The following is a 23,394-nucleotide window of genomic DNA, read 5'->3' as shown; positions in this document are numbered from 1 at the left end:
TCCGACTGGCATCGGACAGCTGAACAGTCGGCGTCGACCGCGCGTAGGAACGCGGCCGCGTCTCCGCCGAGCGCGCTGACCGACTCGGTGAAGCCGGTCAGCGCCCTCGCGCGGATGAGCGGGGTCATGGCCTCATCTGGCCGCGGGGAAGGGCTCGCGCAGCGGGTTCTCGTCGACGGGCGGGCGCACGTCGTCCGGGCCGGCCTTGAACGGGCCGGGCTTCGGCGTGGGGCCGCCGCCCGGGAAGGCCAGGCGCAGGATCGTCCGCTGCACCATGCCGAACTGCTTGAGGAACGGGCCCGTGTTGTAGGGCAGCTCGTACTTCGCGCAGATCTCCTTGACGCGCGGCGCGATCTCCTTGTACCGCGAGCTCGGCATGTCGGGGAACAGGTGGTGCTCGACCTGGAAGCTCAGGTTGCCGCTCATCAGGTGGAACAGGTCGCCGCCCTCGATGTCGGCCGAGCCGATCAGCTGGCGCACGTACCAGGCGCCCAGCGACTCGTCGGCCGCCTCCTCCTCGGTGAAGGTGTAGGCCTGGTCGGGGAAGTGGCCGCAGAAGATGATCGCGTAGGCCCAGACGTTGCGCGCGACGTTGGCCGTGACGTTGGCCAGCAGCGTGCGCTTCCAGGCGCGTCCGCTCAGCAACGGGAAGGCGACGTAGTCCTTGACGATCTGGCGGCGCGCCTTGCGGCCGATCTCCTTCAGCTCGGCCTTGAGTTGCGCGGCCGGCTTCTCGCCCTTCTTCACCGCCTCCATGTCGAGGTCGTGGAAGGCCACGCCCCACTCGAACAGGCCCGCGAGGATCAGGTTGTAGAGCGGCTGCGCGAGGTAGGCGGGCTTCCACGGCTGACGCTCGTCGACGCGCATGATCTCGTAGCCCACGTCGTGGTCCTTGCCGATCACGTTCGTGTAGGTGTGGTGCATGTAGTTGTGCGAGTGCTTCCACGAGCTCGACGGCGACGCGCTGTCCCACTCCCAGGTGGAGGAGTGGATGTGCGGGTCGTTCATCCAGTCCCACTGGCCGTGCAGGATGTTGTGGCCGAGCTCCATGTTCTCGATGATCTTCGCGATCGACAGGCCGATCGTGCCGCCGACGAGGGCGGGCGTCGACTTCGAGCCGAGCAGCGCCACCCGCGACAGGGCGGCGAGGCGGCGGTGGAAGCGGACCAGGCCGCGGATGTACTCGGCGTCACGCTCGCCGAGGTCGGCGTAGACCTCGTCGTGGATCGCCTGGAACTCCTTGCCGATCTCCTCCAGCTGCTCGGGGGTGAGCTTGTGCAGCGGGTGGTCCGGGTCGTGGCCGACGCTCGGTCGTTCGGCGGTGACGGTCATGAGGCGCTCCTCGCTCTGGTTCCTTTGATGACGACGTGGCCCTCGTCGAGTTCGACGTGGCCCTCGGGGGCGTTGACGCAGGTGCGGACGAGGTCGCCGGGGTCGCCGCCGACCTCGCCGGTGCGCAGGTCGCGGACTTTGCCGCTGACGAGCGTGCACTTGCAGGTGTGGCACACGCCCATGCGGCAGCCGTGCGGCAGCTCATGGCCGGTGGCCTCGCCGGCCTCCAAGATCGAGGTGCGGCCGTCGCTGACCGCCTCGAAGTCGGTGACGCGGAAGCGGATGGTGCCGCCGGAGCCGGGCTCGACGGTGGCGTCGCCGCCGATGACCGGCTGGAAGCGCTCCAGGTGCAGCAGCGAGCGGTCGCCCTTCTCGTCCCAGTGGGCGATGAAGTCGTTCATCATCTCCTTCGGCCCGGACAGGTAGGTGGTGCGCTCGGCCCAGTCGGGGACCAGCTCGGCCAGCGAGTCGGCGTTCAGCCTCTCGTTGTCGCAGCGGAAGTGCGGCAGGAGCGTGTAGCCGTCCTCGCGCTCGGCGGCGGCTTCGAGCTCCGCGCCGAAGATGAAGTCGTCGGCGCTGTGGCAGCAGTGGACGTGGACGACGTCGTTCAGCGCGCCGCGCCGCGACAGGTCGCGCAGCACGCCCCAGATCGGGGTGACGCCGCTGCCGGCGGTGAGCAGCAGCATCTTGTCGGGGACTTGCTCGGGGGCGACGAAGGTGCCCTCGGCCTCGCCGATGAAGACTTTGTCGCCGGTGCGCAGGTACTCGTTGACCCACGGCGACACGCGCCCGCCCTCGACGTGCTTGACGGTGACCGACAGAAGCTCGTCGCGGTGGTTCGGGTCGGAGGTGATCGTGTAGGCGCGCCAGTGGCGGATGCCGTTGATCTCCACGCCGAGGCGCAGGTACTGGCCGGCGCGGTGGCCGGGCCAGGGGTTGGAGGTCTTGATGACGAGCGTGGTGGTGTCGGGCGTCTCTTTGCGCCGCGCCACGATCTCGCCGGTCAGCTCGCGGGTTGACCACTGACTGCTGAGCAGTTCGAAGTAGTCGTCGGGGACCAGCGGGGTGGTCAGCGCGCGGCCGACTCTGCTGACGACGCGCCGGATGGGATGAACGTCGGGGCGTGCGCCGATCTCCACCATGATATTTCGCCTTTCGCGACAACGGGACGGGGTTTTCTCCCCTCTGCGTCGCCGAGCGTTCTCGCGCACGGTGACAAGCTCCGCACATCATGTGACAAAATGTGTGATGTAGGACACACTAAGTTCCGCGATGCGGACAGTCGAGCGGCGGTCGGTCAGCCGGCGAGCGCCTCGCGCACGGCGTCTGTGTCGCCGGTGACCTCGACGAGGCCGAGGGCGAGGGCGTCGTCGAGGGAGAGGGCTCCGGCGGCGAGCCCGAGCAGCGGGTAGGCCTCGGCCCGCAGGGTGGCGTCGGCGGGGCGTCCGTCGGGCGGGCCGACGACGGCGACGTCGGGTCCGGCCTGGAGGCGAAAGGGGGTGTCGCCGAGGTCGAGCGCGATCGTGACGGCCCGCACGGGCAGTGGGCGGGTGGCGAGGAGCGCGGGCAGCGCGAGCGTGAGCCACTCGGGGCGGAAGGCGTCGCCCTCGGGGCCGCGGACCATGAGCGGGGTCGACCAGCGGATGAGGCTCTCGACGGGCTCGCGCAATTCGGCGCCCCAGGGGGTGAGCGCGTACTCCACCGCGCCGCCCTCGTCGGCCACCCGCCGTTCCACGACGCCGACCGACTCCAGGTCGCGCAGCCGGTCGGCGAGCAGGTTGGTGGCGACGCCGGGGAGCGCTTGGCGGAGGTCGCGGTAGCGGGCCGGCGCGATGAGGAGTTGGCGGACGACGAGCAGGGTCCACCGGTCGCCGACGACCTCCAGGGCGCGGGCGAGTCCGCAGTACTGTCCGTAGCTCTTCATGACACCTACTTGAGTTTTTCAAGTGAACGTGAGAATCTCAAGCGAGCGTACCGAGGCGAGGAGAAGCCCGATGACCGACACGCTGGCCGGGGTCCGGCCCGACTGGGTCGACGACGACCTGTTCCCCTTCGAGAGCCGTTTCATGGAGATCGACGGGAACGTCGTCCACCACGTCGACGAAGGGCCGCGGAACGGTCCGACGCTGCTGTTCCTGCACGGCAACCCGACGTGGTCGTTCCTCTTCCGCGAGGTGGTCGGCGCGCTGCGCGAGGACGTCCGCTGCGTCGCGCTCGACTATCCGGGCTTCGGGTTGTCGACGGCCGCGCCCGGCTACCGCCACTACCCCGAGGACCACGCCGCCGTCGTCACCGGCGTCGTCGACGCGCTGGGCCTGACCGGCGTCACGCTCGTCGGACAGGACTGGGGCGGGCCGATCGGTCTGACCGCGGCGCTGCGGCGGCCGGAGGCGTTCGAACGGCTCGTGTTCGCCAACACCTGGGCCTGGTCGACCAACGGCGACCCATGGTTCGAACTCGCCTCCCGCGTCGGCGGCGCGGCTCCGATGCGCCTCCTCGCCCGCCGGAGCGACCTCGTCGTCAACTCCTTCCTCGCCATGGGCCACCGGCGGCGCACGCCCACGACGGCCGAGATGACGCACTACCGCCGCGCGCAGGCCACGCCCGCCCGACGTCAGGCCGCCGCGCTGCTGCCCGGCCGGATCACCGGCGGCCGCGCCTTCTTCGCCGAGCTGGAGGCGGGCCTGCCCGACCTCGCAGGCCTGCCGACGCTGATCGTGTGGGGCGGCGCCGACAAGGTCTTCCGCCCGAAGGAGCGCGAGCGCCTCGAGGCGGCCTTCCCCGACCACGAGACGGTCGTCGTCCCCGACGCCGGCCTCTACGTCCCCTCCGACGCCCCCGAGGAGTTCGCTCAAGCGGTGCGCGCCTGGCTCTGACGCTTGCCCCGGGGACGCAGGATGATGGATCGCGGTCGCCAGGGCAGCCCAAACACATCATCCTCGGCCCCCTAGGGGACCGAGGATGATGTGTTGAGGTAGTCAGAGCTACCCGAAAGCATCATTCTGCGTCCCCGTCAGCGGCGCAGAATGGGCGGGTCAGCGGCCTTGGAGGGCCTCGGCGAAGGCGAGGATGCGGCGGGCGTCGCGGATGTGCAACTCCTCGATCATCTTGCCGTTGTAGGTCGCCACGCCCTGCGCGTTCGCGGCGGCCTCCTCGAAGGCGGCGATCATGCCGTTCGCGCGTTCGATGTCGGCCTCCGACGGGCTGAACGCGACGTTGGCCGGCTCCACCTGGCTCGGGTGGATGAGCGTCTTGCCGTCGAAGCCCATCTCGCGGCCCTGACGCGCCTCGGCGTCGAAGCCCTCCGGGTCCTTCACGTTGTTGTAGACGCCGTCGATGACGACCTTGCCCGCCGCGCGAACCGCCAGCAGCGTCCACGACAGCGACGTCAGCACGACCGGGTTGCGGCCCGGCGTGTGCAGGCCGTACGTCTCGTTGACGATGTCGTTGGTGCCCATGACGATCACCGTCAGGCGCTCGTGCGCGGCGGCGATCTCCTCGGCGTGCAGCAGCGCTCGCGGCGTCTCGATCATCGCCCACAGCTGGGTCGAGTCCGGGGCGCCGGCGGCCTCCATCGCGGCCACCAGGGCGAGCACCTGCTCGGCCGACTCGACCTTGGGCACGAGGATCGCGTCGGGACCGGCCTCGCTGGCCGCCAACACGTCGTCGTCGTGCCACTGGGTGCCGATCGAGTTGACCCGGATGACCAGTTCGCGGTGGCCGTACTCCCCGGACTTCACGGCGGCCACCACGTTGGCGCGGCCGGCCTCTTTGGCGTCGGGGGAGACCGAGTCCTCCAGGTCGAGGATCAGCGCGTCGGCGTCGATCGTCTTGGCCTTCTCCAGCGCGCGCTCGTTCGCGCCCGGCATGTAGAGGACGCTGCGGCGGGGACGGCCCGCGGCGGTAGCCGCAGAATGGGGCACAGTAGTCATGTCGGGGCTCCTCAGAGGGCGTAGAGCTCGGCGAGCTCGGGGTCACGGGCGGCGAGCTCGCGGGCGAGGTCGAGCATCACGAGGCACTGCTTGCAAGAGGCGTCGTCCTCCATCTTGCCGTTGATCATCACCGCGCCCGAGCCGTCGCCCATCGCCTCGACGACGACCTTGGCGTGCTCGACGTCCTCCTTCGACGGGGAGAACACCTTCTTGGCGATGTCGATCTGCACCGGGTGCAGGCTCCACGCGCCGACGCAGCCGAGCAGGAAGGCGTTGCGGAACTGGTCCTCGCAGGCCACGACGTCCTTGATGTCGCCGAACGGCCCGTAGAACGGCAGGATGTCGTTCGCGGCGCAGGCGTCGACCATGCGCGAGATCGTGTAGTGCCAGAGGTCCTGCTGGTAGGTCGAGCGGCCCTCGGTCAGATCCTCGCCGGTCGGGTCGGTGCGCACCAGGTAGCCGGGGTGGCCGCCGCCGACGCGGGTGGTCTTCATGCGGCGGCTCGCGGCCAGGTCGGCCGGGCCGAGGCTGATGCCCTGCATGCGCGGGCTGGCCGAGGCGATCTCCTCGACGTTCGCCACGCCGAGCGCGGTCTCCAGGATCGCGTGCACCAGCAGCGGCTTGGCGACGTTCCCCTTCGCCTCCAGCTGGGCGAGGATGCGGTCGATGTAGTGGATGTCCTGCGCGCCCTCGACCTTCGGCACCATGATGACGTCGAGCTTGTCGCCGATCTCGGTCACCAGCGCGATGAGGTCGTCGAGCACCCACGGCGAGTCGAGCGAGTTGATCCGCACCCAGAACTGCGTGTCGCCGCCAGCACCGAAGAGATTGGCGTTGTTCTTGCCGATCTCGATGAGGCCGTTGCGGGCGGCCTCCTTGTTCTCGGTCTTGACCGCGTCCTCGAGGTTGCCCAGGATGATGTCGACCTTCGCCGCGATGGACGGGACCTTCTCGGCCATCTTCGGGTTGCTCGGGTCGAAGAAGTGGATCATCCGGCTCGGCCGGAACGGCACCTCGGTGACCGGCGCGGGGGCGCCGACGGCGAGCGGGCGGGTGAAAGCACGGGGATTACGCACGATGTCCCTTTCGAATGGACGGGTCTGACGACGATCTGGACCGCTGCCAGTATGCCCAGGCGCGCCGACAGGCGAGGAGACAGGCGCCGTCAGTCGAGGTCGTCGGCGCGCAGCACGCGGGGGCGGGCCTCCACCAGCTCGACCTCGGGCCGCTCGGCGACGAGGCGCTCGGCGGCCTCCAGCACCTCGGTCGCGTGCGCCTGCGTGGAGGCGACCACGCCCACCCCGACCTCGGCGCGGCGGTAGAGGTCCAGGTGCCCGGTCTCGGCCGCCGACACGCTGAGCTTGCGCGCCAGCTCGGCGACGATCGGCCGGACCACCGACCGCTTCTGCTTGAGCGAGTGGACGTCGCCGAGGCGCAGGTCCATCGAGAGCCAGCCGATCCACATGGCGCTCATTGTCGCAGAGTCACCGCGTGATGAGCTGTCCGTCGTCGGCGAGCACGCGGTCGACCTCGGCGGTGTGGCTCCCGACGACGACGGCGAACTGACCGTCGCGGAAGGGGAGGATGTCGGGGGAGGCCTGCCGCCAGTCGGCGACCAGGCCCGCGCGCTCGGCGTCTCTCCGGGCGGCGTCGAGTCCCGTGTCGCGCGCGCAGCAGACCGCCACCGCCCAGGCGCGGCGGGCGAGGTGGGTGGCGAGGGGCGCGACGTCGTCGGCGACCTCGGCCAGCAGGAGGACGCGACGCCCGTGTCCGTCGCCGAGGCGCTCGGCCAGGTCGTCGGGGGCGGTCGTCATGGCGTGATGCTATCGAGACTCATTTTTATCTCGTCGTCCAGGTGCGGGACTTGCTAATACATCAATACATGCTAATGTATTGATGTATTTCTTCCCGTCCCGAGGAGTCTCCGATGACCGTCACCCATGACGTCCACACCGACCACACGCACGTCCACGGCCCTGACTGCGGCCACGTCGCCGTCGAGCACGAGGGTCACGTCGACTATCTGCACGACGGCCACGCGCATCACCAGCACGAGGGCCACTACGACGAGCACGAGATCGACGCGCACGTCACCGCCGAGCCGCACGACCACCAGCACGGCCCTGACTGCGGCCACGGGGCCGTCGAGCACGGCGACCACGTCGACTACCTGCACGGCGAGCACCGCCACGCCGCCCACGGCGACCACTACGACGAGCACTGAGGCTCCGGTCGGCGGGGTCGCAGGCCACAATGGACCCGTGAGCCCGACTGACGACGCGCCCGGCGAGGCGAGCGAGCGCGACACCGTCGACCGTCAGTACGGACCGGTCGCCGAGGTGTTCGCGGCGCTCGCCTCGCCGTTGCGCGCCGCGATCGTGCACCGGCTGACCGTGCGCGACCACACCGTCGCCGAGCTCGTCGAGCTCACCGGGGCGGCCCAGCCGCTCATCTCCCAACACCTGGGAAAACTACGCGCCGCGGGCCTCGTCGAGGGCCAGCGCGACGGGCGGCAGGTCTTCTACCGCATCGCCGACGACCACGTCGCGCACATCTTCCTCGACGCCTACCAGCACAGCGCCGAGGGCCACTGAGCCCGCGGGCTCACTCCCACTCGATGGTGCCCGGCGGCTTGCTCGTCACGTCGAGCACGACGCGGTTGACCTCGCGCACCTCGTTGGTGATGCGCGTCGAGATCCGCTCCAACAGCTCATAGGGCAGGCGGCTCCAGTCGGCCGTCATCGCGTCCTCGCTGGAGACCGGCCGCAGCACGATCGGATGGCCGTAGGTGCGGCCGTCGCCCTGCACGCCGACCGAGCGGACGTCGGCCAGCAGCACCACCGGGAACTGCCAGACGTCGCCGTCGAGGCCCGCCGCCGTGGTCTCCTCGCGCACGATGGCGTCGGCCTCGCGCAGGATCGCCAGCCGCTCGGCGTCGACCGCGCCGACGATGCGGATCGCCAGGCCGGGGCCGGGGAACGGGTGGCGGCCGACGATGGCCTCGGGGATGCCGAGTTGGCGGCCGACCTCGCGCACCTCGTCCTTGAACAGCGTGCGCAGCGGCTCGATCAGGCTGAACTCGAGGTCGTCGGGCAGGCCGCCGACGTTGTGGTGGCTCTTGATGGTCGCCGCGCCCTCGCCGCCGCCGGACTCCACGACGTCGGGGTAGAGGGTGCCCTGCACGAGGAAGCGCACCGGCGCGCCGGGCGTCTCGACGATCTCGCGCTCGGCGGCCTCGAAGGTGCGGATGAACTCGCGGCCGATGATCTTGCGCTTGCTCTCGGGGTCGCCGACGCCCGCCAGATGGCCGAGGAACTGCTCGCTCGCGTCGACCACCTTCAAATCGACGCCCGTGGCGGCCACGTACTCCTCGCGGACCTGCTCGGCCTCGCCTTTGCGCAGCAGGCCGTGGTCGACGAAGACGGCGGTCAGCTGGTCGCCGATCGCGCGCTGCACGAGCGCGGTGGAGACCGCCGAGTCGACGCCGCCGGACAGCGCCGAGATGACCCGGGCGTCGCCGACCTGCTCACGGATGAGCGCGACCTGCTCCAGGGCGATGTTCGCGCTGGTCCAGGTGGGGCGGCAGCCGGCGATGTTCAGCAGGAAGCGCTCCAACACGCGCTGGCCGTGCTCGCTGTGCAGCACCTCGGGGTGCCACTGGACGCCGGCGAAACGTCGCTCGACGTCCTCGAAGGCGGCCACGGGAGCGCCCGCCGTGGTGGCCAGCACCGACGCGCCCTCGGGGGCGGCGGTGACGGCGTCGCCGTGGCTCATCCAGACGCGGTGCTCGGACGGGACGCCGTCGAAGAGCGTGCCGGGCGCCGACACCGTGACGTCGGTGCGGCCGTACTCGGACAGCCCGGTCTGCTCCACCGTGCCGCCGAGCGCCGCCGACATCGCCTGGAAGCCGTAACAGATGCCGAAGACCGGGACCGAGCCGTCGAGCACGCCCGCGTCGAGCTGCGGCGCGCCGGGCTCGTAGACCGACGACGGCCCGCCGGACAGGATGATCGCGGCGGGCTTCTTGGCGAGCAGGTCGGCCGCGCTCATCGTGCTCGGCACGATCTCGGAGTAGACCTTCGCCTCGCGCACCCGACGGGCGATCAACTGGGCGTACTGCGCGCCGAAGTCGACCACCAGGACGGTGTCGTGCGGGGCCTGGCTCTGCTGTGCGTCGCTCACCCGGGCGATCCTATACGGCGCGCTCGGCGTGGCTCAGTCGAAGATCTCCATGAGCCAGTGCTCCTTTTTCTTCTTCTTGCGGTAGCGCGGGTCGTAGCGGTCGCCTTGGTCGTAGCGGCGCTCCTCGCGGTAGACGGGCGCGGCCTGCGGGGCGGGGGTCGGCGCGGGCGACGGCTTCGCCTCGCCGACGGCGCGGTCGATGATCTTGTCGAGCTCGCCGCGGTCGAGCCAGACGCCGCGGCAGGTCGGGCAGTAGTCGATCTCGACGCCCGCCCGCTCGCTCATGACCAAGGTGGCCTCGTCGATGGGGCACTTCATAGGGGGCTCCTTCGTGTGGTGGTGGGGACTATTGAACGACGCCGCGTCAACCGGTGGGGCGTACGGTGGGGTGATGGCGGTCGCATGGCAGGACCCTGGGGTGATCCGCCGGATGTTGGACGGTTCCGAGACGTGGGCGGTGGTCGGCCTGTCCGGCGACCCGTCGCGCACGTCCTATGAGATCGCCTCGCTGTTGCAGAGCCGGGGCAAGCGGATCGTCCCGGTCCACCCCGACGCGCCGACGGTGCTGGGCGAGCAGGGCTACGCCCGCCTGGCCGACGTCCCGTTCGACCTCGACGTGGTCGACGTGTTCCGCCGCTCCGAGGCGGCCGGGCAGTTCGTCGACGAGGCGATCGAGGTCGGCGCGGGCGGCGTCTGGCTGCAACTCGGCGTGATCGACCACGACGCCTTCGCCCGCGCCCAGGCGGTCGGCCTCCCCATGGTCATGGACACCTGCCCCGCGATCCAGTGGCGCCTCCGCTAGATCCCGCTCTTCCCAGATGTGCGCCCAGGTAAAACCAAAACATCACGCGAAACGGTTGAACTCGGCGCACATCCGGCGGGACGGCGACCCGGGAGCTAGTCGAGCTCGGTGAGGCGGCCGTCGGCGATGCGGAGGCGGCGCGGGGTGCGGCGGGCGAGGGCCGAGTCGTGGGTGACCACGACCACCGTCAGACCCTGGGTCCGCCACAGGCCCTCGACCACCGTCCAGATCTCGTCGCGGGTGTGCTCGTCGAGGTTGCCGGTCGGCTCGTCGGCCAGCAGCACCGACGGACGCTTGACGAGCGCCCGGGCGATGGCCACCCGCTGCTGCTGGCCGCCGGACAGCTCCGACGGGCGGTGGTCGGCGCGGTCGGCCAGGCCCACCTGGTCCAGCGCCTCCAGCGCCAGCTCGCGCCGCTGCGCCGCCGTGACCTTCTCCGCCTTCGTCGGCAGGATCGCCGCCTCGACGTTCTCGGTCGCGCTGAGCGTCGCGATCAGGTTGTAGTGCTGGAACACGAAGCCGATCTCCCGCGCGCGGATCTCGGTCAGCTCGGCGTGGCCGAGCTGGGCGAGGTCGTGGTCGAAGGCCTTGATCGTCCCGTCGGTCGGCTGGTCGAGCGCGCCGAGCATCTGCAGCAGCGTCGACTTGCCGCCGCCGGTCGGCCCCTGGATCGAGACGAGCTCGCCGTCGTCGATCTCCACGTCGATCCCGGCGAGCGCCTGGATCGTGCCGCGGTCGCGGGTCTCGTAGGTCTTGGTCAGTCCGGTGATGGAGTACATGGTCAGTCCTTTCAGGCGATGGAGCGCAGGGCGACGGCGGGGCTCAGGCGGGCGGCGCGCCAGCCGCCGACGGCTCCGGCGAGCAGGCCTCCGGCGATGGCGACGCCGAGGGCGATGGCGACGATCTGGAAGCTGACCGGCGCGTGCAAGACGACGTCGACCGCGGACGAGGCGGCCTGCGCCGCGTCGGAGGAGCCGCCGGGTCCGCCGCCGGGCCCGCCTCCCGGTCCGCCCCCGCCGGGTCCGCCTTGAGCGGCCTGCGCGGCGGTCAAGGTGATGTTCGCGAGGTTCAGCGCCCCGATGGCGAGCAGTCCGGCCAGCGCGCCGAGCACGCCGCCGACGAGGGCCTGGGCCAGCGACTCCCCGGCGATCTGCCCGACGACCTTGCGCCGGGACCAGCCGATGGCGCGCAGCGTGCCCAGCTCGCGGGTGCGGCGGGTGACGCCGGAGACGGTGAACAGGACCGCGACCGCGAAGGCCGCCGCGAGCACCGCCAACGACAGCCAACGTCCCAGCGACGAGGCCAGGTCGGCCGCGCTCGACAGCGAGCCGGACACCGACGACGCCAGATCCTCCTGCGTCTCCACCGACAGGTCCGGCAGCGCCTCGGAGATGGCCGCGGCCACGTCCTCGACCGCGTCGGCGGACTCGGCCTGCACGTAGATCGTCGAGACCTGGCCTTCGAGCCCCGACAGCGACTGCGCGAGTGCCAACGGCACGTAGACGTTCGACTCGGTGGCGACGTCCTCGCCGCTGGTGGAGGACGCGAGGCCGATGACGGTCACCTCGGCGCCGCCGACGGACAGCGTGTCTCCGACGGCGAGGCCGACCTCGGCGGCGTAGACCGCGTCGAGCACTGCGACCGGGTCGGACTCGCCCGCCGACGACAGTCCCTCGCCGTCGGTGATCTCCAGCGTGGTGAGCGGGCCGAGCGCGTCGACGGAGGCGTCCACGCCGGTCACGCTGAACCGGTCGACCGAGAACGAGCTGGGGCCGCCGCTACCGCCGCCGCTGCCACCCTCCGGCGGTCCGCCGCCGCCCCCCGTGCCGCTGTCGTCGGTGCCGGACATCTGCGGGATCTCGCCGCTGAAGCTGTTGTTCTCGAGGCTGAGCGTGCCGACGGCGGCGCTGACCCCGTCGAGTCCGGTGATCGTGGCGACCGCGTCGGCGGCGTAGGCGGTCTGGCCCCTCGCCGTGCCGAGCTGCTCCTGCGACAGCGTGGTGGAGCCCTCCTCGGTGCTCTCGCCCTCGCCCTCGGCGAAGTCGAACTGGCCGCCGTCGGGCGGTCCGCCCGATCCTGGCTCGGGGGCCTGGGTGACGGTGACGTCGGTGCCGACGCCGTAGACCGACGACAGCACGTCGGCTTGGGCCTGGCGCACGCCGCCGGCGAAGGCGTTGACGACGATGACGAGCATGATCGCGACGGCGAGGCCGACCGCGACGATCGCGGTCTGCTTGCGCCGCCCGCTCAGCTCTCGTCTCAGATACGTGGTGAACATGGGGTCCCTCTCGCTTCGACTGGTGGGGTCGAGAGCGACGTTAGGGAGCCCGGATCGGCGCGGGCTGGGACATGCCTGTGGGCGTCCTGTCAGACGGGATCGCGCCGCCTGCTGGCCTGCGCCCGCGGTGAGTCGTGGGCCGATATCGGCCGGGGGCTCGGCAGCAGACGCCAGGCTGCGCAGATGGGGTACGGCCGCACCTGTTGGCTTTTGTACAAACTTTAGTGACATTTTTTGTCATGGCTCACCGAGTGGTCGTCGCCCGTCGCGTCGTCAAGGCGTCGCGGAAGATCGACGCGCTGCAGCGGGTGAGGATCCGTGAGCGTATGGACGGCCTCGCGACCGAGCCCCGGCCTGTCGGGTCGGAGAAGCCGACCAGCCACCCCGGTTACCGGGTCCGCGTCGGTGACTACCGCGTGGCTTCCGGATCGACGACAAGGTGTCCGTCGTCAGCGTGACGTACGTCGGCACCCGCCAGTCCGTCTACAAGGAGCTCTGATCGCGATGGATCGCAAGCGAGGCCCGTGCCGTGCTCGGCGACCTCGTGGACGAGGCCGCCGAGCACGAGGTGTTCCTCCTGCGTCCTGGCCGCCCCGTCGGCGTCCTCGTCTCGGTCGAGGCCTATGAGGCGGTGCAGGAGCGTATCGACGACTTGGAGGACCGTCTCAGCCTCCATGAGCCGGACGACGAGTACGTCTCGCTCGACGAGGCGTTCGACGGTCCCGTCGAGGCTGCGGCGTAAGCCGGCCGCCGCCGTCGACATAACCGGCAGCATCACCCGGGCACCCGGCTCCAGCTCGTCGATCCGCTTGGACTCGATCACTCATGACAGATTCCTCTCGGCGAGCACGCGCGTCACCTCGTCGCGGTGGAACGTGTGGGGGTCGGTGCGCCCCGGGATCTTGTGGAACGGGGCGATGCGGCCGTACTTGGCCATGCGGAGCACTGCGGGCACGCTGACGCCCAGCAGCTCCGCCGCCTCAGCAGTCGTCAACAGCTCGTGAACTCGTCGTATGCGTCGATCATGTTCTGAACCAAGCACATGAGGAAGCAACCGACTCGGCGTGTCGCGATGTTTTTGTGCGGAACCGACGCAAATGTGATTAAACTTCCTCACATGACGATCACTGATACGGGCGTGGTGCCGGCCCTTGACGCGGCGCTTCGGCTGGAACTGGCGCGGCGACATGCCGGCATGACGCAGCCGGAACTCTCTGAGCGACTGGGCATCAGTGCCGGGACGATCCGGCGCTATGAGAACGGTCACGGAACGCCGAAGCGGCCCATGCTGATGGCGTGGGCCGCTGTGACGGGGGTCAGCCTGGAGTGGCTGGAGACGGGCCAGGCCCCCGACCGTGATGGTCGGGGGCCTGGCGGTTCGTACACCCCCACGGACTCGAACCGTGAACCCGCTGATTAAGAGTCAGCTGCTCTGCCAATTGAGCTAGGGGTGCGACGGAGAAGAACGCTACCACGGTCGCCCGCGTCCGGTGTCAGGGGGTCGGACCGCCTCGGTCGGCGCGGAGGCGGCCGGTGGCGGTGAGCATGGCGCCGCCGAAGGCCAGGGCGAGCAGTCCCGCGATCAGCGTGTCGAGGCCGGGGCCGCCGGCGCCGGGAAGTCCGTCCTCGGCGTCGCCGAGGACGCCGCCGCCGGAGCCGAGTTCGTTCGTGGCGACGGTCTGCGCGCCGTCGGGATCGGTCGGCGCGTCGCCGGTCGCGTCGCTCGTCACGCCGGTCGTCTGGACGCCGTCGAAGGTCACCGTCACGGTGGCGGCGGCGTCGCCGTTCAGGGCGCAGTACTGGTACGTGTCGTCGCGGCGCAGGTGCGGCTGGCCGAAGCCGGCCAGCACGTCGTCGGCGCCCGTGCCCGCGGCGATGGTGGCGAACTCGTCGACCTGACGGCGCAGCTCCGGCTGGCGGCAGGCGTCGTTCGTGATGCCGTTGGCGCGCTCCCACATCAGCAGGTACGCCTCGGGGCCGCGCAGCAGGTCGGTGTTGATGTCGCGTCCGGCGACCATCTGCAGGTCCTGGATCCAGTCCGGGTACAGGCCGTAGTGGGCCACGCCGTCTGTGTTGACGTCGTAGGTGCGCTGGCCGGAGACCTGCTGGTCGATCTGGACGCCGCCCGGCCCGGTGAAGGGGTAGACGACCGGGTCGTCGGTCGGGTTGCGCGGGCCGCCCTGCGGGCCGAGCCCGTTGGTGTCGGCCCCGTAGCCGACGCCGTAGTAGAAGCGGCCGTCGACGCTGGCCTGGTGGCCCTGCCACTCGCTCGCGAAGCCCTCGCTGTGCCCCGCGTACGGGTTCACCATGCCGCCGAGGGCGTAGATGCGCGGATAGGCGGTCGGGTCGGACCAGGAGTGGCTGGAGATGACGCCGGAGTAGCCGAGGCGTTCGAGCTCGTCGAGCGCCTCGGAGCGGCTGAAGGCGTTCATGTGGTCGACGTCGTAGATGATGTTCCGCGCGACCATCTGGTCCAGCATGAAGCGCCCGAGGTCGGTCAGGTGCTTCTGGTTGCAGTGCGGCCCCGGCCCGTAGGCGGGGAGCGCCACCGGCAGCGGGCTGGCGGAGGAGACCGCTCCGAGCAGCGATCCCAGCCCGGCGGACAGCTGCTCCTCCGGGATCGAGTCCGGGTTGAGCTGCGTGTGGTCGGCGGTCTGGCCCTCCTGGCAGGTCTCCATGTCGAAGAAGGTGCCGTTCTGGAGGAAGTTGCCCAGATTGGTGGCGATGCCGTTGAAGCCCTCGTCGCCCTTGGCCCCGGCGAAGGCGTTGTCGAACTTGTGCGTCGGCACCATCTGACGCACGCCGAGCGCGTGCAGCTCGTCGAGGCCCTCGACGATGGCCTCCTCGGTGCACTGAGGAGCGGCGCTGTCGAGGATCATGCTGCAGCCGAACAGATTGCTGGTCTCGGTGCCGAGCACCACCGCGAGCTTGCCCTGGTTGATGACCGCGCGCGCCTCCGAGGGCGTGCCGACGATGCGGTACCAGCCCTGGCCGGGGCCGCCCCACTGGGCGTCGACGTAGTCCTGGAACTCGCGGGCCTGCGCGGCCTGGGTGCGGATCGAGTCCATGTCGGTGCAGGTCTTGTTCGGCCCCGGGTAGATCGAGCAGAGGACCGTGTTCTCGACGAGCAGGTTGACCCACAGCCGCTGTCCGCCGCGCCACGCGCGCTCGACCCACTTGTAGTAGGTGCCCTCGTGGATGAGGTCGGCGTGGGCGGGCCATCCGGCGAAGGTCGGCCAGCCGCCCGGCTCGGAGCTGACGCCGCCGTTGAGGACCGCCTCGGGCAGGGCCGTCTCGGCGTCGGGACAGTCGGCGAGCGCGTACTTCACGCCGTAGGGGTGCCAGGGACGGCCGCAGTGGATGCCGCCGCCGAGGAAGCCGAAGGCCATGTGGTGGATGTGGTCGTCGAGGTAGCCGCGCACCTCCTGGATCGGCGTGGTGCCGCCGAACACCGGACCCTCGACGTTCACCTCGACCTCGTCCCAGTGGGCGCAGCCCTCGGCCAGGCGCAGCGCGAACGCCCCGGAGCCGTCGCCGCCGACGGCGAGCCCCTCGGTGAAGACGAAGCCGTCGCCGGACTGCTCGACGGTCCACTCGGCGTCCACGCTCGGCTCGTCGTCCGCCGTGATCCCGCCCGCGCGCGAGACGAACTTCTCCTCGGAGTCGAACAGCAGATAGCGGCCGAGTTCGGTGGCCTGGAAGTGGAAGGGCTCGGCGTCCGCCTCGTCGTCGGCGGCCGTGTAGGCGGTCCCGTCCTTGGCGACCCAGGCGCCGTCGGGCGCCCGGAGCGTGTAGCAGCCTCCGGCCATCGCGTAGCGGTCGTCGGGGATCTCGTCGTAGGTCCGCTCCGACGGCAGGGAGACGAGCGTCGGGTCGGACTCCTGGCGCTGCTGGTCGGGTCCGAGCGGGCCCACGGGCTCCAGAGCCGTCGCGGCGGCGGGGATCGCGACCAGGGCGACGGCGACGGTGAGGGCGAGTGCGCGGCGAACTGTGGCGGGAGTCACAGGCATGGGGGCATAGTAGTACGAACGTGCGACTTCTCCCATGGGCGTGCGAGCGGTGGCGACACCGCCTCAACCGTTGGCGACGGCCAGGGCGCGCTCGGCGAGGGGGAGGGCCGCCTCGCGGTCGGCGGGGACGAGGCCGAGGCGGGTGCGGCGGTCGAGCAGGTCGCTCGCGTCGGCGGCGCCCTCGTGGGTGACGCCGAAGATCAACTCGGCCAGCGTCACGCCGCGCGGTCCGGGCGTGAGCAGCTCGTCGTCGCTCAGGCCGCTGGCCTCGCGGGCCGTGTCGAGCACCAGCGACGCCTCCGTGCCGAAGCGGCGCACGAGCCGTTCGGGCTCGGACAGCGACGCGAGCGCCTCGCGGGAGGCCGCGCCGAGCAGCGGCAGCGAGCGGGTCTGAGACGACTCGGCGGTCACGCCCGTCGCGTCGACGGCGTCCTCGGCCATGCGCCGGTAGGTGGTGAGCTTGCCGCCGACCACCGTGACCACGCCGCTTTCGGAGGTCAGCACCGCGTGAGTGCGCGACAGGTCGGAGGTCGCGCCGCCCGCGTCGAGCAGCGGCCGCAGGCCGGCGTACGCGCCGACGACGTCCTCGCGCCGGATGTGGCGCTCCAACGCCAGGTTGACGACGTCCATCAGGAAGCCGATGTCGGACTCCGGCGCCTCCGGCACGTCGGGGATCTCGCCCTCGATCTCCTCGTCGGTCAGGCCTGCGTAGACCGTGCCGTCGGGCTGCGGCAGCGCGAAGACGAAACGGCTGGTCGTGCCGGGGATCGGCACGGTCAGCGCCGCCGACAGTCCGGGCAGCGTCTCGGCGCGCAGCACGAGATGGGTGCCGCGCGACGGCTTGAGCGTCACGTTCTCGACCAGCGACCCCGCCCACACGCCGGTCGCGTTGACCACCGCCCGCGCGCGCACGTCGTGGGTCTGACCGGTCAGCTCGTCGCGGAGCCGCGCCTGCGTGCCGGAGGCCGACACCGCCCGCGCGTGGGTGCGCACGGCGGCTCCGTGCGAGGCGGCGGTGCGGGCCAGACAGGTGACGAGCCGCGCGTCGTCCTCCAGCTGCCCGTCCCAGCTCAGCAGTCCGCCGCGCAGCCCGGAGCGGCGCAGCGACGGCGCCATGCGCAGCGTCTCGACCACCGACACCCGACGCGGATGGGGGAGGGTCCGCACGCTCGTGCCAGCGGCGATCCGCAGCGCGTCGCCGGCCCGGAAGCCCGCCGAGGCGAGCGTGGCCTGGGTGAACGACACCCCGCCGGTCAGCGGCAGCAGCATCGGCATCGGCCGGGTCAGGTGCGGGGCGGTCGTCTCCATCAGCACGCCGCGCTCGACGGCGCTCTCGTGCGCCACGCCCACCTGGCCGTGCGCGAGATAGCGCAGTCCGCCGTGGACCAGCTTGCTCGACCACCGCGAGGTGCCGAAGGCGACGTCGTGGGCGTCGACGGCGAGCACCGACAGGCCGCGCGCGGCCGCGTCGAGTGCCACACCCGCCCCGGTGACGCCGAGACCGACCACCAGGACGTCGACCTCGGTCGGCGCGTCCGCCAGGCCGGGGACGATGCGGGCGACACTCGCGGGCGCATGACTGTTGGAATCCTGTGACACGTGACACACTCTAGACCGTGACCCACCGTGAGATGCATCCCCAGCGTTGGGGAGACCCCGCCCATGCCACCCCGCTCCCGGACTCGTCCAAGGAATTGGTCGACCTGATCTTCGGGGCGAACGACACGCCCGGAGCCGCCTCGGTCGAGGTGCCCGCCTCCCAGCTGGCGCCGGAGCTGCTGGACTCGCTGGCCGCGCTGTTCGCCTCGCCCGACCAGGTCCTCGCCGACGACGAGACGCGCCGTCTGCGCACGCGCGGCAAGTCGACGCCCGACCTGCTCAAGGCGCGCGTCGGCGACCTGTCCGACGCGCCCGACGTCGTCGTCCGGCCGACCACCCACGAGGAGGTCGCCGCCGTCGTCGCCTGGGCCGCCGAGCACCGCGTCGCGGTCGTGCCCTTCGGCGGCGGCACGGCGGTCACCGGCGGGCTCGTCGCCGCCCGTGACGGCTTCGCCGGCGTCGTCAGCCTCGACCTCGCCGACATGGACCGGCTGCTCTCGGTCGACCCCGTCGCGATGACCGCCACCTTTCAGCCCGGAGTGCGCGGCCCCGCAGCCGAGGAGCTGCTCGCCGCCCACGGCCTGCGCCTGGGCCACCACCCGCAGTCCTTCGAGTTCGCCACGATCGGCGGCTTCGCGGCCACCCGCAGCAGCGGCCAGAACAGCGCCGGCTTCGGCCGCTTCGACCAGATGGTCGTCGCCTTGAAGGTGGCCACGCCCATCGGCGACCTCGAGGTCGGCTCCTCGCCGCTGAACGCCGCCGGCCCCGACATCCGCCAGATCGTCCTCGGCTCCGAGGGCACGCTCGGCGTCATCACCGAGGTCACCGTGCGGGTGCGCGCCGTCGCGACCGAGACGCGCTACGAGGCGTGGCAGTTCGAGTCCTTCGCGGCGGGCCAGGCGGCCATGCGCCACCTCGCCCAGCGCCAGCTGCTGCCCACCATCATCCGGCTCTCCGACGAGGCCGAGACGGCCATCAACCTGGCCAGCCAGACCGACGTCGGCGGCGAGGCGCTGACCGGCTGCCTGATGATCGTCGGCCACGAGGGCGACCGGATCGCGCCGCAGGTCGCGCGGGTCGCCGAGGAGCTGACCGCCCTCGGCGGCACGGCGCTCGGCGAGGACCGCGGACAGTCCTGGGTCGAGGGCCGCTTCCACGCGCCCTACCTGCGTGACTCGCTGCTCGACGTCGGCGTGCTGGTCGAGACGTTGGAGACCGCGACCTTCTGGTCGAACACCGAGCGGCTGCACGGCGCGGTCAAGACGGCGTTGGAGTCGAGCCTCGGCGAGGGCACGGTCGTGCTCTGCCACGTCTCGCACGTCTACGAGACCGGCTGCTCGCTCTACTTCACCGTCGCCGCGAAGCAGGGCGACGACCCGCTGTCGCGCTGGCTGGCGGCGAAGGCGGCCGCCTGCGACGCGATGATGGACTGCGGCGCCACGATCACCCACCACCACGCGGTCGGCACCGACCACAAGGCGTGGCTGGCCCGCGAGATCGGCCCGGTCGGGGTGGCCATGCTCAAGGGCCTGAAGGCGAGCGTCGACCCTGCGGGCGTCCTCAACCCCGGAGTTCTGATTCCGTGAGGTCCTTCTCGTTCCTGATCAACCCGATCTCCGGTGGCGGCGGCGCCCCGGAGGCGGTCATCCCGGTCACCAAGTTGCTGCGCGAGGCCGGCGCCCAGGTCGAGGTCACCTATACGACGGGGCCGGAGGGCACGGTCGACCTCGTGTCCGCCGCCGCCGACCGGGGCGACGTGGTCGTCGCGGTCGGCGGCGACGGCATGGTCTCCTCCATCGCCGGGGAGGTCGCGCGGCACGAGGGCGTCCTGGGGCTGCTGCCGGCCGGTCGCGGCAACGACTTCGCCCGCATGCTGGGGCTGTCGAAGGACGCGGGCGAGGTGGCCGCGGTCCTGCTCGACGGCGAGGAGCGACCGGTCGACCTGATCGAGGCGACGCTGCCCGGCCTGGCGCCGCAGCGGGTCGCCGGGTCGGTCTACTCGGGGGTCGACTCGCGCGCCTCGGAGATCGTCGACCGGGTGCGCTGGATGCCCTCGAAGCTGCAGTACCCCTACGCCAGCGTGCACGCGCTCGCCACCTACGTGCCGACCGAGCTGACCGTCGAGGTCGACGGGGTGGCCAGCTCCTATGTGGCCGCGACGGTCGTCGTGGCGAACTCCGGCTACTACGGCAAGGGCATGAGGATCGCGCCGAACGCGGTGGTCGACGACGGCCTGCTCGACGTGATCGTGGTCGAGGCGGCGCAGCGGCGCGGCATGATCAAGGCGATGCCGAAGGTCTACGACGGGTCGCACGTCGAGCTCGACCAGGTCACCGAGCTGCGCGGGAAAGCAGTCCGGCTCAGCGGCACGCCGTCGCTGCCGATGGGCGGCGACGGGGAGCCGCTCGGCATGCTGCCGACCTCGGCCGACGATCCGGCGGTCGTGTCGGTGCTCCCGGGGGCGCTCAACGTCCTGTTCTGAGCGCCCGGCGACCTCAGCCAAGGCTCACCTTTCTTGATTGATTCAAGAAAAGGGCTACAGTGGTGGTCATGACGACGATGTCCGGCGCGGAGCGCATGCTGCGCGACGTCGGGCTGCGCGTCACCCGTCCGCGGCTGGCCGTCATGGCCGCCGTCGAGGGCCATCCGCACGCCGACACCGACACGGTCATCACCGCCGCGCGCGAGGAGCTGCCCGAGGTGTCCCACCAGGCGGTCTACGACTCCCTGGCCGCGCTGACCGAGGCCGGACTCGTCCGCCGCATCCAGCCCAGCGGCCTCGTCGCGCGCTACGAGTCGCGCGTCGGCGACAACCACCACCACCTGGTCTGCCGTGCCTGCGGCTCGATCGCCGACGTCGACTGCGCCGTCGGCCTCGCGCCCTGCCTGACCCCGTCGCACGACCACGGCTACGTCGTCGACGAGGCCGAGGTCGTCTACTGGGGCCTGTGCCCCGGCTGCGCTTCCGCGACCACCCCCTGATTTCCCCGCACCACACCCACCTGAGAGGACCGGACATGGCTGAGAACGACACCGAGTTGGCCGACGTCAACGAGTCGAGCAAGAGCGGCGGCTGCCCCGTCGCCCACGGCGCCGCGGCGCACCCGACCGAGAGCCGCAGCGGCAACCAGAGCTGGTGGCCGCAGCGGCTCAACTTGAAGATCCTCGCGAAGAACCCCGACGTCGCCAACCCGCTCGACGACGACTTCGACTACAAGGCCGCCTTCGAGGCGCTCGACCTCGCCGCCGTCAAGGCCGACATCGACGCGGTGCTGACCGACTCGCAGGACTGGTGGCCGGCCGACTTCGGCAACTACGGCCCGTTCATGATCCGCATGGCCTGGCACAGCGCGGGCACCTACCGCGTGCAGGACGGCCGCGGCGGCGGCGGCACGGGCCAGCAGCGCTTCGCCCCGCTCAACAGCTGGCCCGACAACGGCAACCTCGACAAGGCCCGCCGCCTGCTGTGGCCGGTCAAGAAGAAGTACGGTCAGTCGATCTCGTGGGCCGACCTGATGATCCTGGCCGGCAATGTCGCGCTGGAGAACATGGGCTTCGAGACCTTCGGCTTCGCCGGCGGCCGCGAGGACGTCTGGGAGCCCGACGAGGACGTCTACTGGGGTCCGGAGACCGAGTGGCTCGGCGGCGAGGAGGGCGGCAAGCAGCGCTACTCCGGCGAACGTGACCTGGAGAACCCGCTCGCGGCGGTGCAGATGGGTCTCATCTACGTCAACCCCGAGGGCCCCGAGGGTGTCCCCGACCCGCTCGCCTCGGCGCGCGACATCCGCGACACCTTCGGCCGTATGGGCATGAACGACGAGGAGACCGTCGCGCTGATCGCCGGCGGTCACACCTTCGGCAAGACCCACGGCGCCGGCCCGGCCGAGTTGGTCGGTGCCGAGCCGGAGGGTGCGTCGATCGAAGAGCAGGGCTTCGGCTGGAAGTCGAGCCACGGCACCGGCAAGGGCGCCGACGCCATCACCTCGGGCCTGGAGGTCACCTGGACCTACCACCCGACCCGCTGGGACAACGAGTTCTTCCACATCCTGTACGCCTACGAGTGGGAGCTGACCGAGTCGCCGGCCGGGGCGAAGCAGTGGCGTCCGAAGGACGGTGCGGGCAGCGACATGGTGCCCGCCGCGCACGGCGCCGGCAGCCAGGAACCGCGCATGCTGACGTCCGACCTCGCCTTGCGCTTCGACCCGGTCTACGCCGAGATCTCCCAGCGTTTCAAGGACGACCAGCAGGCGTTCTCCGACGCTTTCGCGCGGGCCTGGTTCAAGCTGACGCACCGCGACATGGGGCCGGTGGCGCGCTACCTGGGTCCGGAGGTGCCGGCCGAGGCGCTGCCGTGGCAGGACCCGCTGCCGGCGGCTGAGGGCGACCCGATCGGCGAGGCCGACGTCGCCGCGCTCAAGGAGGCCATCGCCGCGACCGGCCTGAGCGTCGCCGACCTCGTGAGCACCGCGTGGGCCTCGGCCTCGTCGTTCCGCAACAGCGACATGCGCGGCGGCGCCAACGGCGCTCGGGTGCGCCTGGAACCCCAGATCGGTTGGGAGGCCAACAACCCCGGTGAGTTGCGTCGCGTGCTGGAGGTCCTGGAGGGCGTCCAGGCCGACTTCAACGGGAAGGGCGGCGCGCAGGTGTCGCTGGCCGACGTCGTCGTGCTCGCCGGCGGCGTGGGCGTCGAGCAGGCGGCGAAGGCGGCCGGACACGACATCACCGTGCCGTTCACGCCCGGCCGGGTCGACGCGGTGCAGGAGCAGACCGATGTCGACTCCTTCGCGTGGCTGGAGCCGAAGGCCGACGGATTCCGCAACTACTACGGCAAGGGCAACCGTCTCCCGGCCGAGTACCTGCTGGTCGACAAGGCCAACCTGCTGGGCCTGAGCGCGCCGGAGATGACCGTGCTGGTCGGCGGTCTGCGGGTTCTCGGCGCCACCTACGACCGCTCCTCGCTGGGCGTCCTGACCGACGCTCCGGGCACGCTGACGAACGACTTCTTCGTCAACCTGCTCGACATGGGCGTCGAGTGGAAGCCGACGGGCGCCGACAGCACGACCTTCGAGGCGCGCGACGCCTCGGGCGAGGTCCGCTGGACCGGCAGCCGCGCCGACCTCGTCTTCGGCTCGAACTCCGAGCTGCGGGCGCTGGCCGAGGTCTACGCCAGCGACGACGCGAAGGAGAAGTTCGTCGCGGACTTCGTCGGCGCCTGGACGAAGGTCATGGAGGCCGACCGCTTCGACCTGGTCTGAGTCC

General features: G+C 71.1%; 24 protein-coding genes and 1 tRNA gene. 10 read left to right on the top strand and 15 right to left on the bottom strand.

Translation table 11 applies throughout. From position 1 onward, the window contains the following. Nucleotides 1-132: 132 nt before the first annotated feature. From QM621_RS12190 to QM621_RS12180, 3 genes are all read right to left on the bottom strand, one after another. Complete coding sequence (locus QM621_RS12190; protein ID WP_414990656.1) at nt 133-1,332, bottom strand: fatty acid desaturase family protein; 1,200 nt, start codon at nt 1,330-1,332, stop codon at nt 133-135. Then, nucleotides 1,329-2,474, bottom strand: a complete 1,146-nt coding sequence (locus QM621_RS12185; protein WP_414990655.1) for a ferredoxin reductase — start codon at nt 2,472-2,474, stop codon at nt 1,329-1,331. The genes QM621_RS12190 and QM621_RS12185 overlap by 4 nt, the downstream gene beginning before the upstream one ends. Before the next feature lie 155 nt (nt 2,475-2,629). Then, on the bottom strand, nt 2,630-3,256 hold the full coding sequence (locus tag QM621_RS12180; protein WP_414990654.1) for a winged helix-turn-helix transcriptional regulator: 627 nt from the start codon (nt 3,254-3,256) through the stop codon (nt 2,630-2,632). A 70-nt stretch (nt 3,257-3,326) separates the two neighbouring features. Between QM621_RS12180 and QM621_RS12175 the strand changes: the two genes are divergently transcribed. Further along, nucleotides 3,327-4,208, top strand: coding sequence for an alpha/beta fold hydrolase (locus tag QM621_RS12175; protein WP_414990653.1), 882 nt, complete (start codon nt 3,327-3,329; stop codon nt 4,206-4,208). Between the two features lie 159 nt (nt 4,209-4,367). Here the strand turns inward: QM621_RS12175 and QM621_RS12170 are convergent, their stop codons facing one another. From QM621_RS12170 to QM621_RS12155, 4 genes are all read right to left on the bottom strand, one after another. After that, nucleotides 4,368-5,264, bottom strand: a complete 897-nt coding sequence (locus QM621_RS12170) for an HpcH/HpaI aldolase/citrate lyase family protein (RefSeq protein WP_414990652.1) — start codon at nt 5,262-5,264, stop codon at nt 4,368-4,370. Between the two features lie 11 nt (nt 5,265-5,275). Further along, a complete protein-coding gene (locus QM621_RS12165; RefSeq protein ID WP_414990651.1) occupies nt 5,276-6,340 on the bottom strand; it encodes an HpcH/HpaI aldolase/citrate lyase family protein in 1,065 nt (354 codons plus the stop codon). Nucleotides 6,341-6,429: 89 nt separating this feature from the next. Continuing rightward, nucleotides 6,430-6,738 carry a DUF503 domain-containing protein gene (locus QM621_RS12160; protein ID WP_414990650.1) on the bottom strand — a complete coding sequence of 103 codons (309 nt, stop codon included), beginning with the start codon at nt 6,736-6,738 and terminating at the stop codon, nt 6,430-6,432. Nucleotides 6,739-6,748: 10 nt separating this feature from the next. Further along, complete coding sequence (locus QM621_RS12155; RefSeq protein ID WP_414990649.1) at nt 6,749-7,078, bottom strand: class I SAM-dependent methyltransferase; 330 nt, start codon at nt 7,076-7,078, stop codon at nt 6,749-6,751. A gap of 113 nt (nt 7,079-7,191) precedes the next feature. Between QM621_RS12155 and QM621_RS12150 the strand changes: the two genes are divergently transcribed. Together QM621_RS12150 and QM621_RS12145 are read left to right on the top strand one after the other, a co-directional pair. Further along, nucleotides 7,192-7,488 (top strand): hypothetical protein, encoded by a 297-nt coding sequence (locus tag QM621_RS12150; protein WP_414990648.1) that lies wholly within the window; start codon nt 7,192-7,194, stop codon nt 7,486-7,488. A gap of 37 nt (nt 7,489-7,525) precedes the next feature. Then, a complete protein-coding gene (locus tag QM621_RS12145; protein WP_414990647.1) occupies nt 7,526-7,858 on the top strand; it encodes an ArsR/SmtB family transcription factor in 333 nt (110 codons plus the stop codon). Nucleotides 7,859-7,868: 10 nt separating this feature from the next. Here the strand turns inward: QM621_RS12145 and guaA are convergent, their stop codons facing one another. Next, nucleotides 7,869-9,446 carry a glutamine-hydrolyzing GMP synthase gene (gene guaA / locus QM621_RS12140; RefSeq protein WP_414990646.1) on the bottom strand — a complete coding sequence of 526 codons (1,578 nt, stop codon included), beginning with the start codon at nt 9,444-9,446 and terminating at the stop codon, nt 7,869-7,871. 33 nt (nt 9,447-9,479) lie between these two features. After that, on the bottom strand, nt 9,480-9,764 hold the full coding sequence (locus QM621_RS12135) for a zf-TFIIB domain-containing protein (protein WP_414990645.1): 285 nt from the start codon (nt 9,762-9,764) through the stop codon (nt 9,480-9,482). Between the two features lie 73 nt (nt 9,765-9,837). On the opposite strand from QM621_RS12135, the gene QM621_RS12130 reads away from it, so the two are divergent. After that, nucleotides 9,838-10,248: a CoA-binding protein gene (locus tag QM621_RS12130; protein ID WP_414990644.1), complete on the top strand. Its 411-nt coding sequence runs from the start codon at nt 9,838-9,840 to the stop codon at nt 10,246-10,248. A gap of 95 nt (nt 10,249-10,343) precedes the next feature. Here QM621_RS12130 and QM621_RS12125 read toward each other — a convergent pair whose 3' ends face one another. Then, on the bottom strand, nt 10,344-11,027 hold the full coding sequence (locus QM621_RS12125) for an ABC transporter ATP-binding protein (RefSeq protein ID WP_414990643.1): 684 nt from the start codon (nt 11,025-11,027) through the stop codon (nt 10,344-10,346). Nucleotides 11,028-11,038: 11 nt separating this feature from the next. Continuing rightward, on the bottom strand, nt 11,039-12,526 hold the full coding sequence (locus QM621_RS12120) for an ABC transporter permease (RefSeq protein ID WP_414990642.1): 1,488 nt from the start codon (nt 12,524-12,526) through the stop codon (nt 11,039-11,041). 529 nt (nt 12,527-13,055) lie between these two features. On the opposite strand from QM621_RS12120, the gene QM621_RS12115 reads away from it, so the two are divergent. After that, on the top strand, nt 13,056-13,268 hold the full coding sequence (locus QM621_RS12115; protein WP_414990641.1) for a type II toxin-antitoxin system prevent-host-death family antitoxin: 213 nt from the start codon (nt 13,056-13,058) through the stop codon (nt 13,266-13,268). Between the two features lie 81 nt (nt 13,269-13,349). On the opposite strand, the gene QM621_RS12110 is transcribed toward QM621_RS12115, so the two are convergent. Then, complete coding sequence (locus tag QM621_RS12110) at nt 13,350-13,520, bottom strand: helix-turn-helix domain-containing protein (protein WP_414990640.1); 171 nt, start codon at nt 13,518-13,520, stop codon at nt 13,350-13,352. Nucleotides 13,521-13,568: 48 nt separating this feature from the next. Here QM621_RS12110 and QM621_RS12105 point away from each other — a divergent pair, with 48 nt between their 5' ends. Then, entirely contained in the window at nt 13,569-13,946 is a 378-nt protein-coding gene (locus QM621_RS12105) for a helix-turn-helix domain-containing protein (RefSeq protein WP_414990682.1), read from the top strand. On the opposite strand, the gene QM621_RS12100 is transcribed toward QM621_RS12105, so the two are convergent. From QM621_RS12100 to QM621_RS12090, 3 genes are all read right to left on the bottom strand, one after another. Continuing rightward, nucleotides 13,908-13,980 (bottom strand) — tRNA-Lys (locus QM621_RS12100). The genes QM621_RS12105 and QM621_RS12100 overlap by 39 nt on opposite strands. Before the next feature lie 39 nt (nt 13,981-14,019). Beyond that, nucleotides 14,020-16,536, bottom strand: coding sequence for a hypothetical protein (locus tag QM621_RS12095; RefSeq protein WP_414990639.1), 2,517 nt, complete (start codon nt 16,534-16,536; stop codon nt 14,020-14,022). 63 nt (nt 16,537-16,599) lie between these two features. Then, the gene (locus tag QM621_RS12090; RefSeq protein WP_414990638.1) at nt 16,600-18,135 is read right to left on the bottom strand and encodes a glycerol-3-phosphate dehydrogenase/oxidase; all 1,536 of its coding nucleotides are present in this window, start codon (nt 18,133-18,135) and stop codon (nt 16,600-16,602) included. Nucleotides 18,136-18,152: 17 nt separating this feature from the next. On the opposite strand from QM621_RS12090, the gene QM621_RS12085 reads away from it, so the two are divergent. The 4 genes from QM621_RS12085 (at nt 18,153) to katG (ending at nt 23,390) form a co-directional block, all read left to right on the top strand. Further along, the gene (locus QM621_RS12085) at nt 18,153-19,721 is read left to right on the top strand and encodes an FAD-binding oxidoreductase (protein WP_414990637.1); all 1,569 of its coding nucleotides are present in this window, start codon (nt 18,153-18,155) and stop codon (nt 19,719-19,721) included. Then, nucleotides 19,718-20,617 (top strand): diacylglycerol/lipid kinase family protein, encoded by a 900-nt coding sequence (locus QM621_RS12080; RefSeq protein ID WP_414990636.1) that lies wholly within the window; start codon nt 19,718-19,720, stop codon nt 20,615-20,617. The genes QM621_RS12085 and QM621_RS12080 overlap by 4 nt, the downstream gene beginning before the upstream one ends. 77 nt (nt 20,618-20,694) lie before the next feature. Further along, nucleotides 20,695-21,117, top strand: a complete 423-nt coding sequence (locus tag QM621_RS12075) for a Fur family transcriptional regulator (protein ID WP_414990681.1) — start codon at nt 20,695-20,697, stop codon at nt 21,115-21,117. A gap of 35 nt (nt 21,118-21,152) precedes the next feature. After that, on the top strand, nt 21,153-23,390 hold the full coding sequence (gene katG / locus QM621_RS12070) for a catalase/peroxidase HPI (RefSeq protein ID WP_414990635.1): 2,238 nt from the start codon (nt 21,153-21,155) through the stop codon (nt 23,388-23,390). Nucleotides 23,391-23,394: the final 4 nt, after the last annotated feature.

Origin of the sequence: Aeromicrobium sp. (genome assembly GCF_047606445.1) — a bacterium.
Lineage (GTDB): Bacteria > Actinomycetota > Actinomycetes > Propionibacteriales > Nocardioidaceae > Aeromicrobium.
Note: the sequence above shows the minus strand (reverse complement) of the source record. Positions and strands in the feature narration are given on the sequence as shown.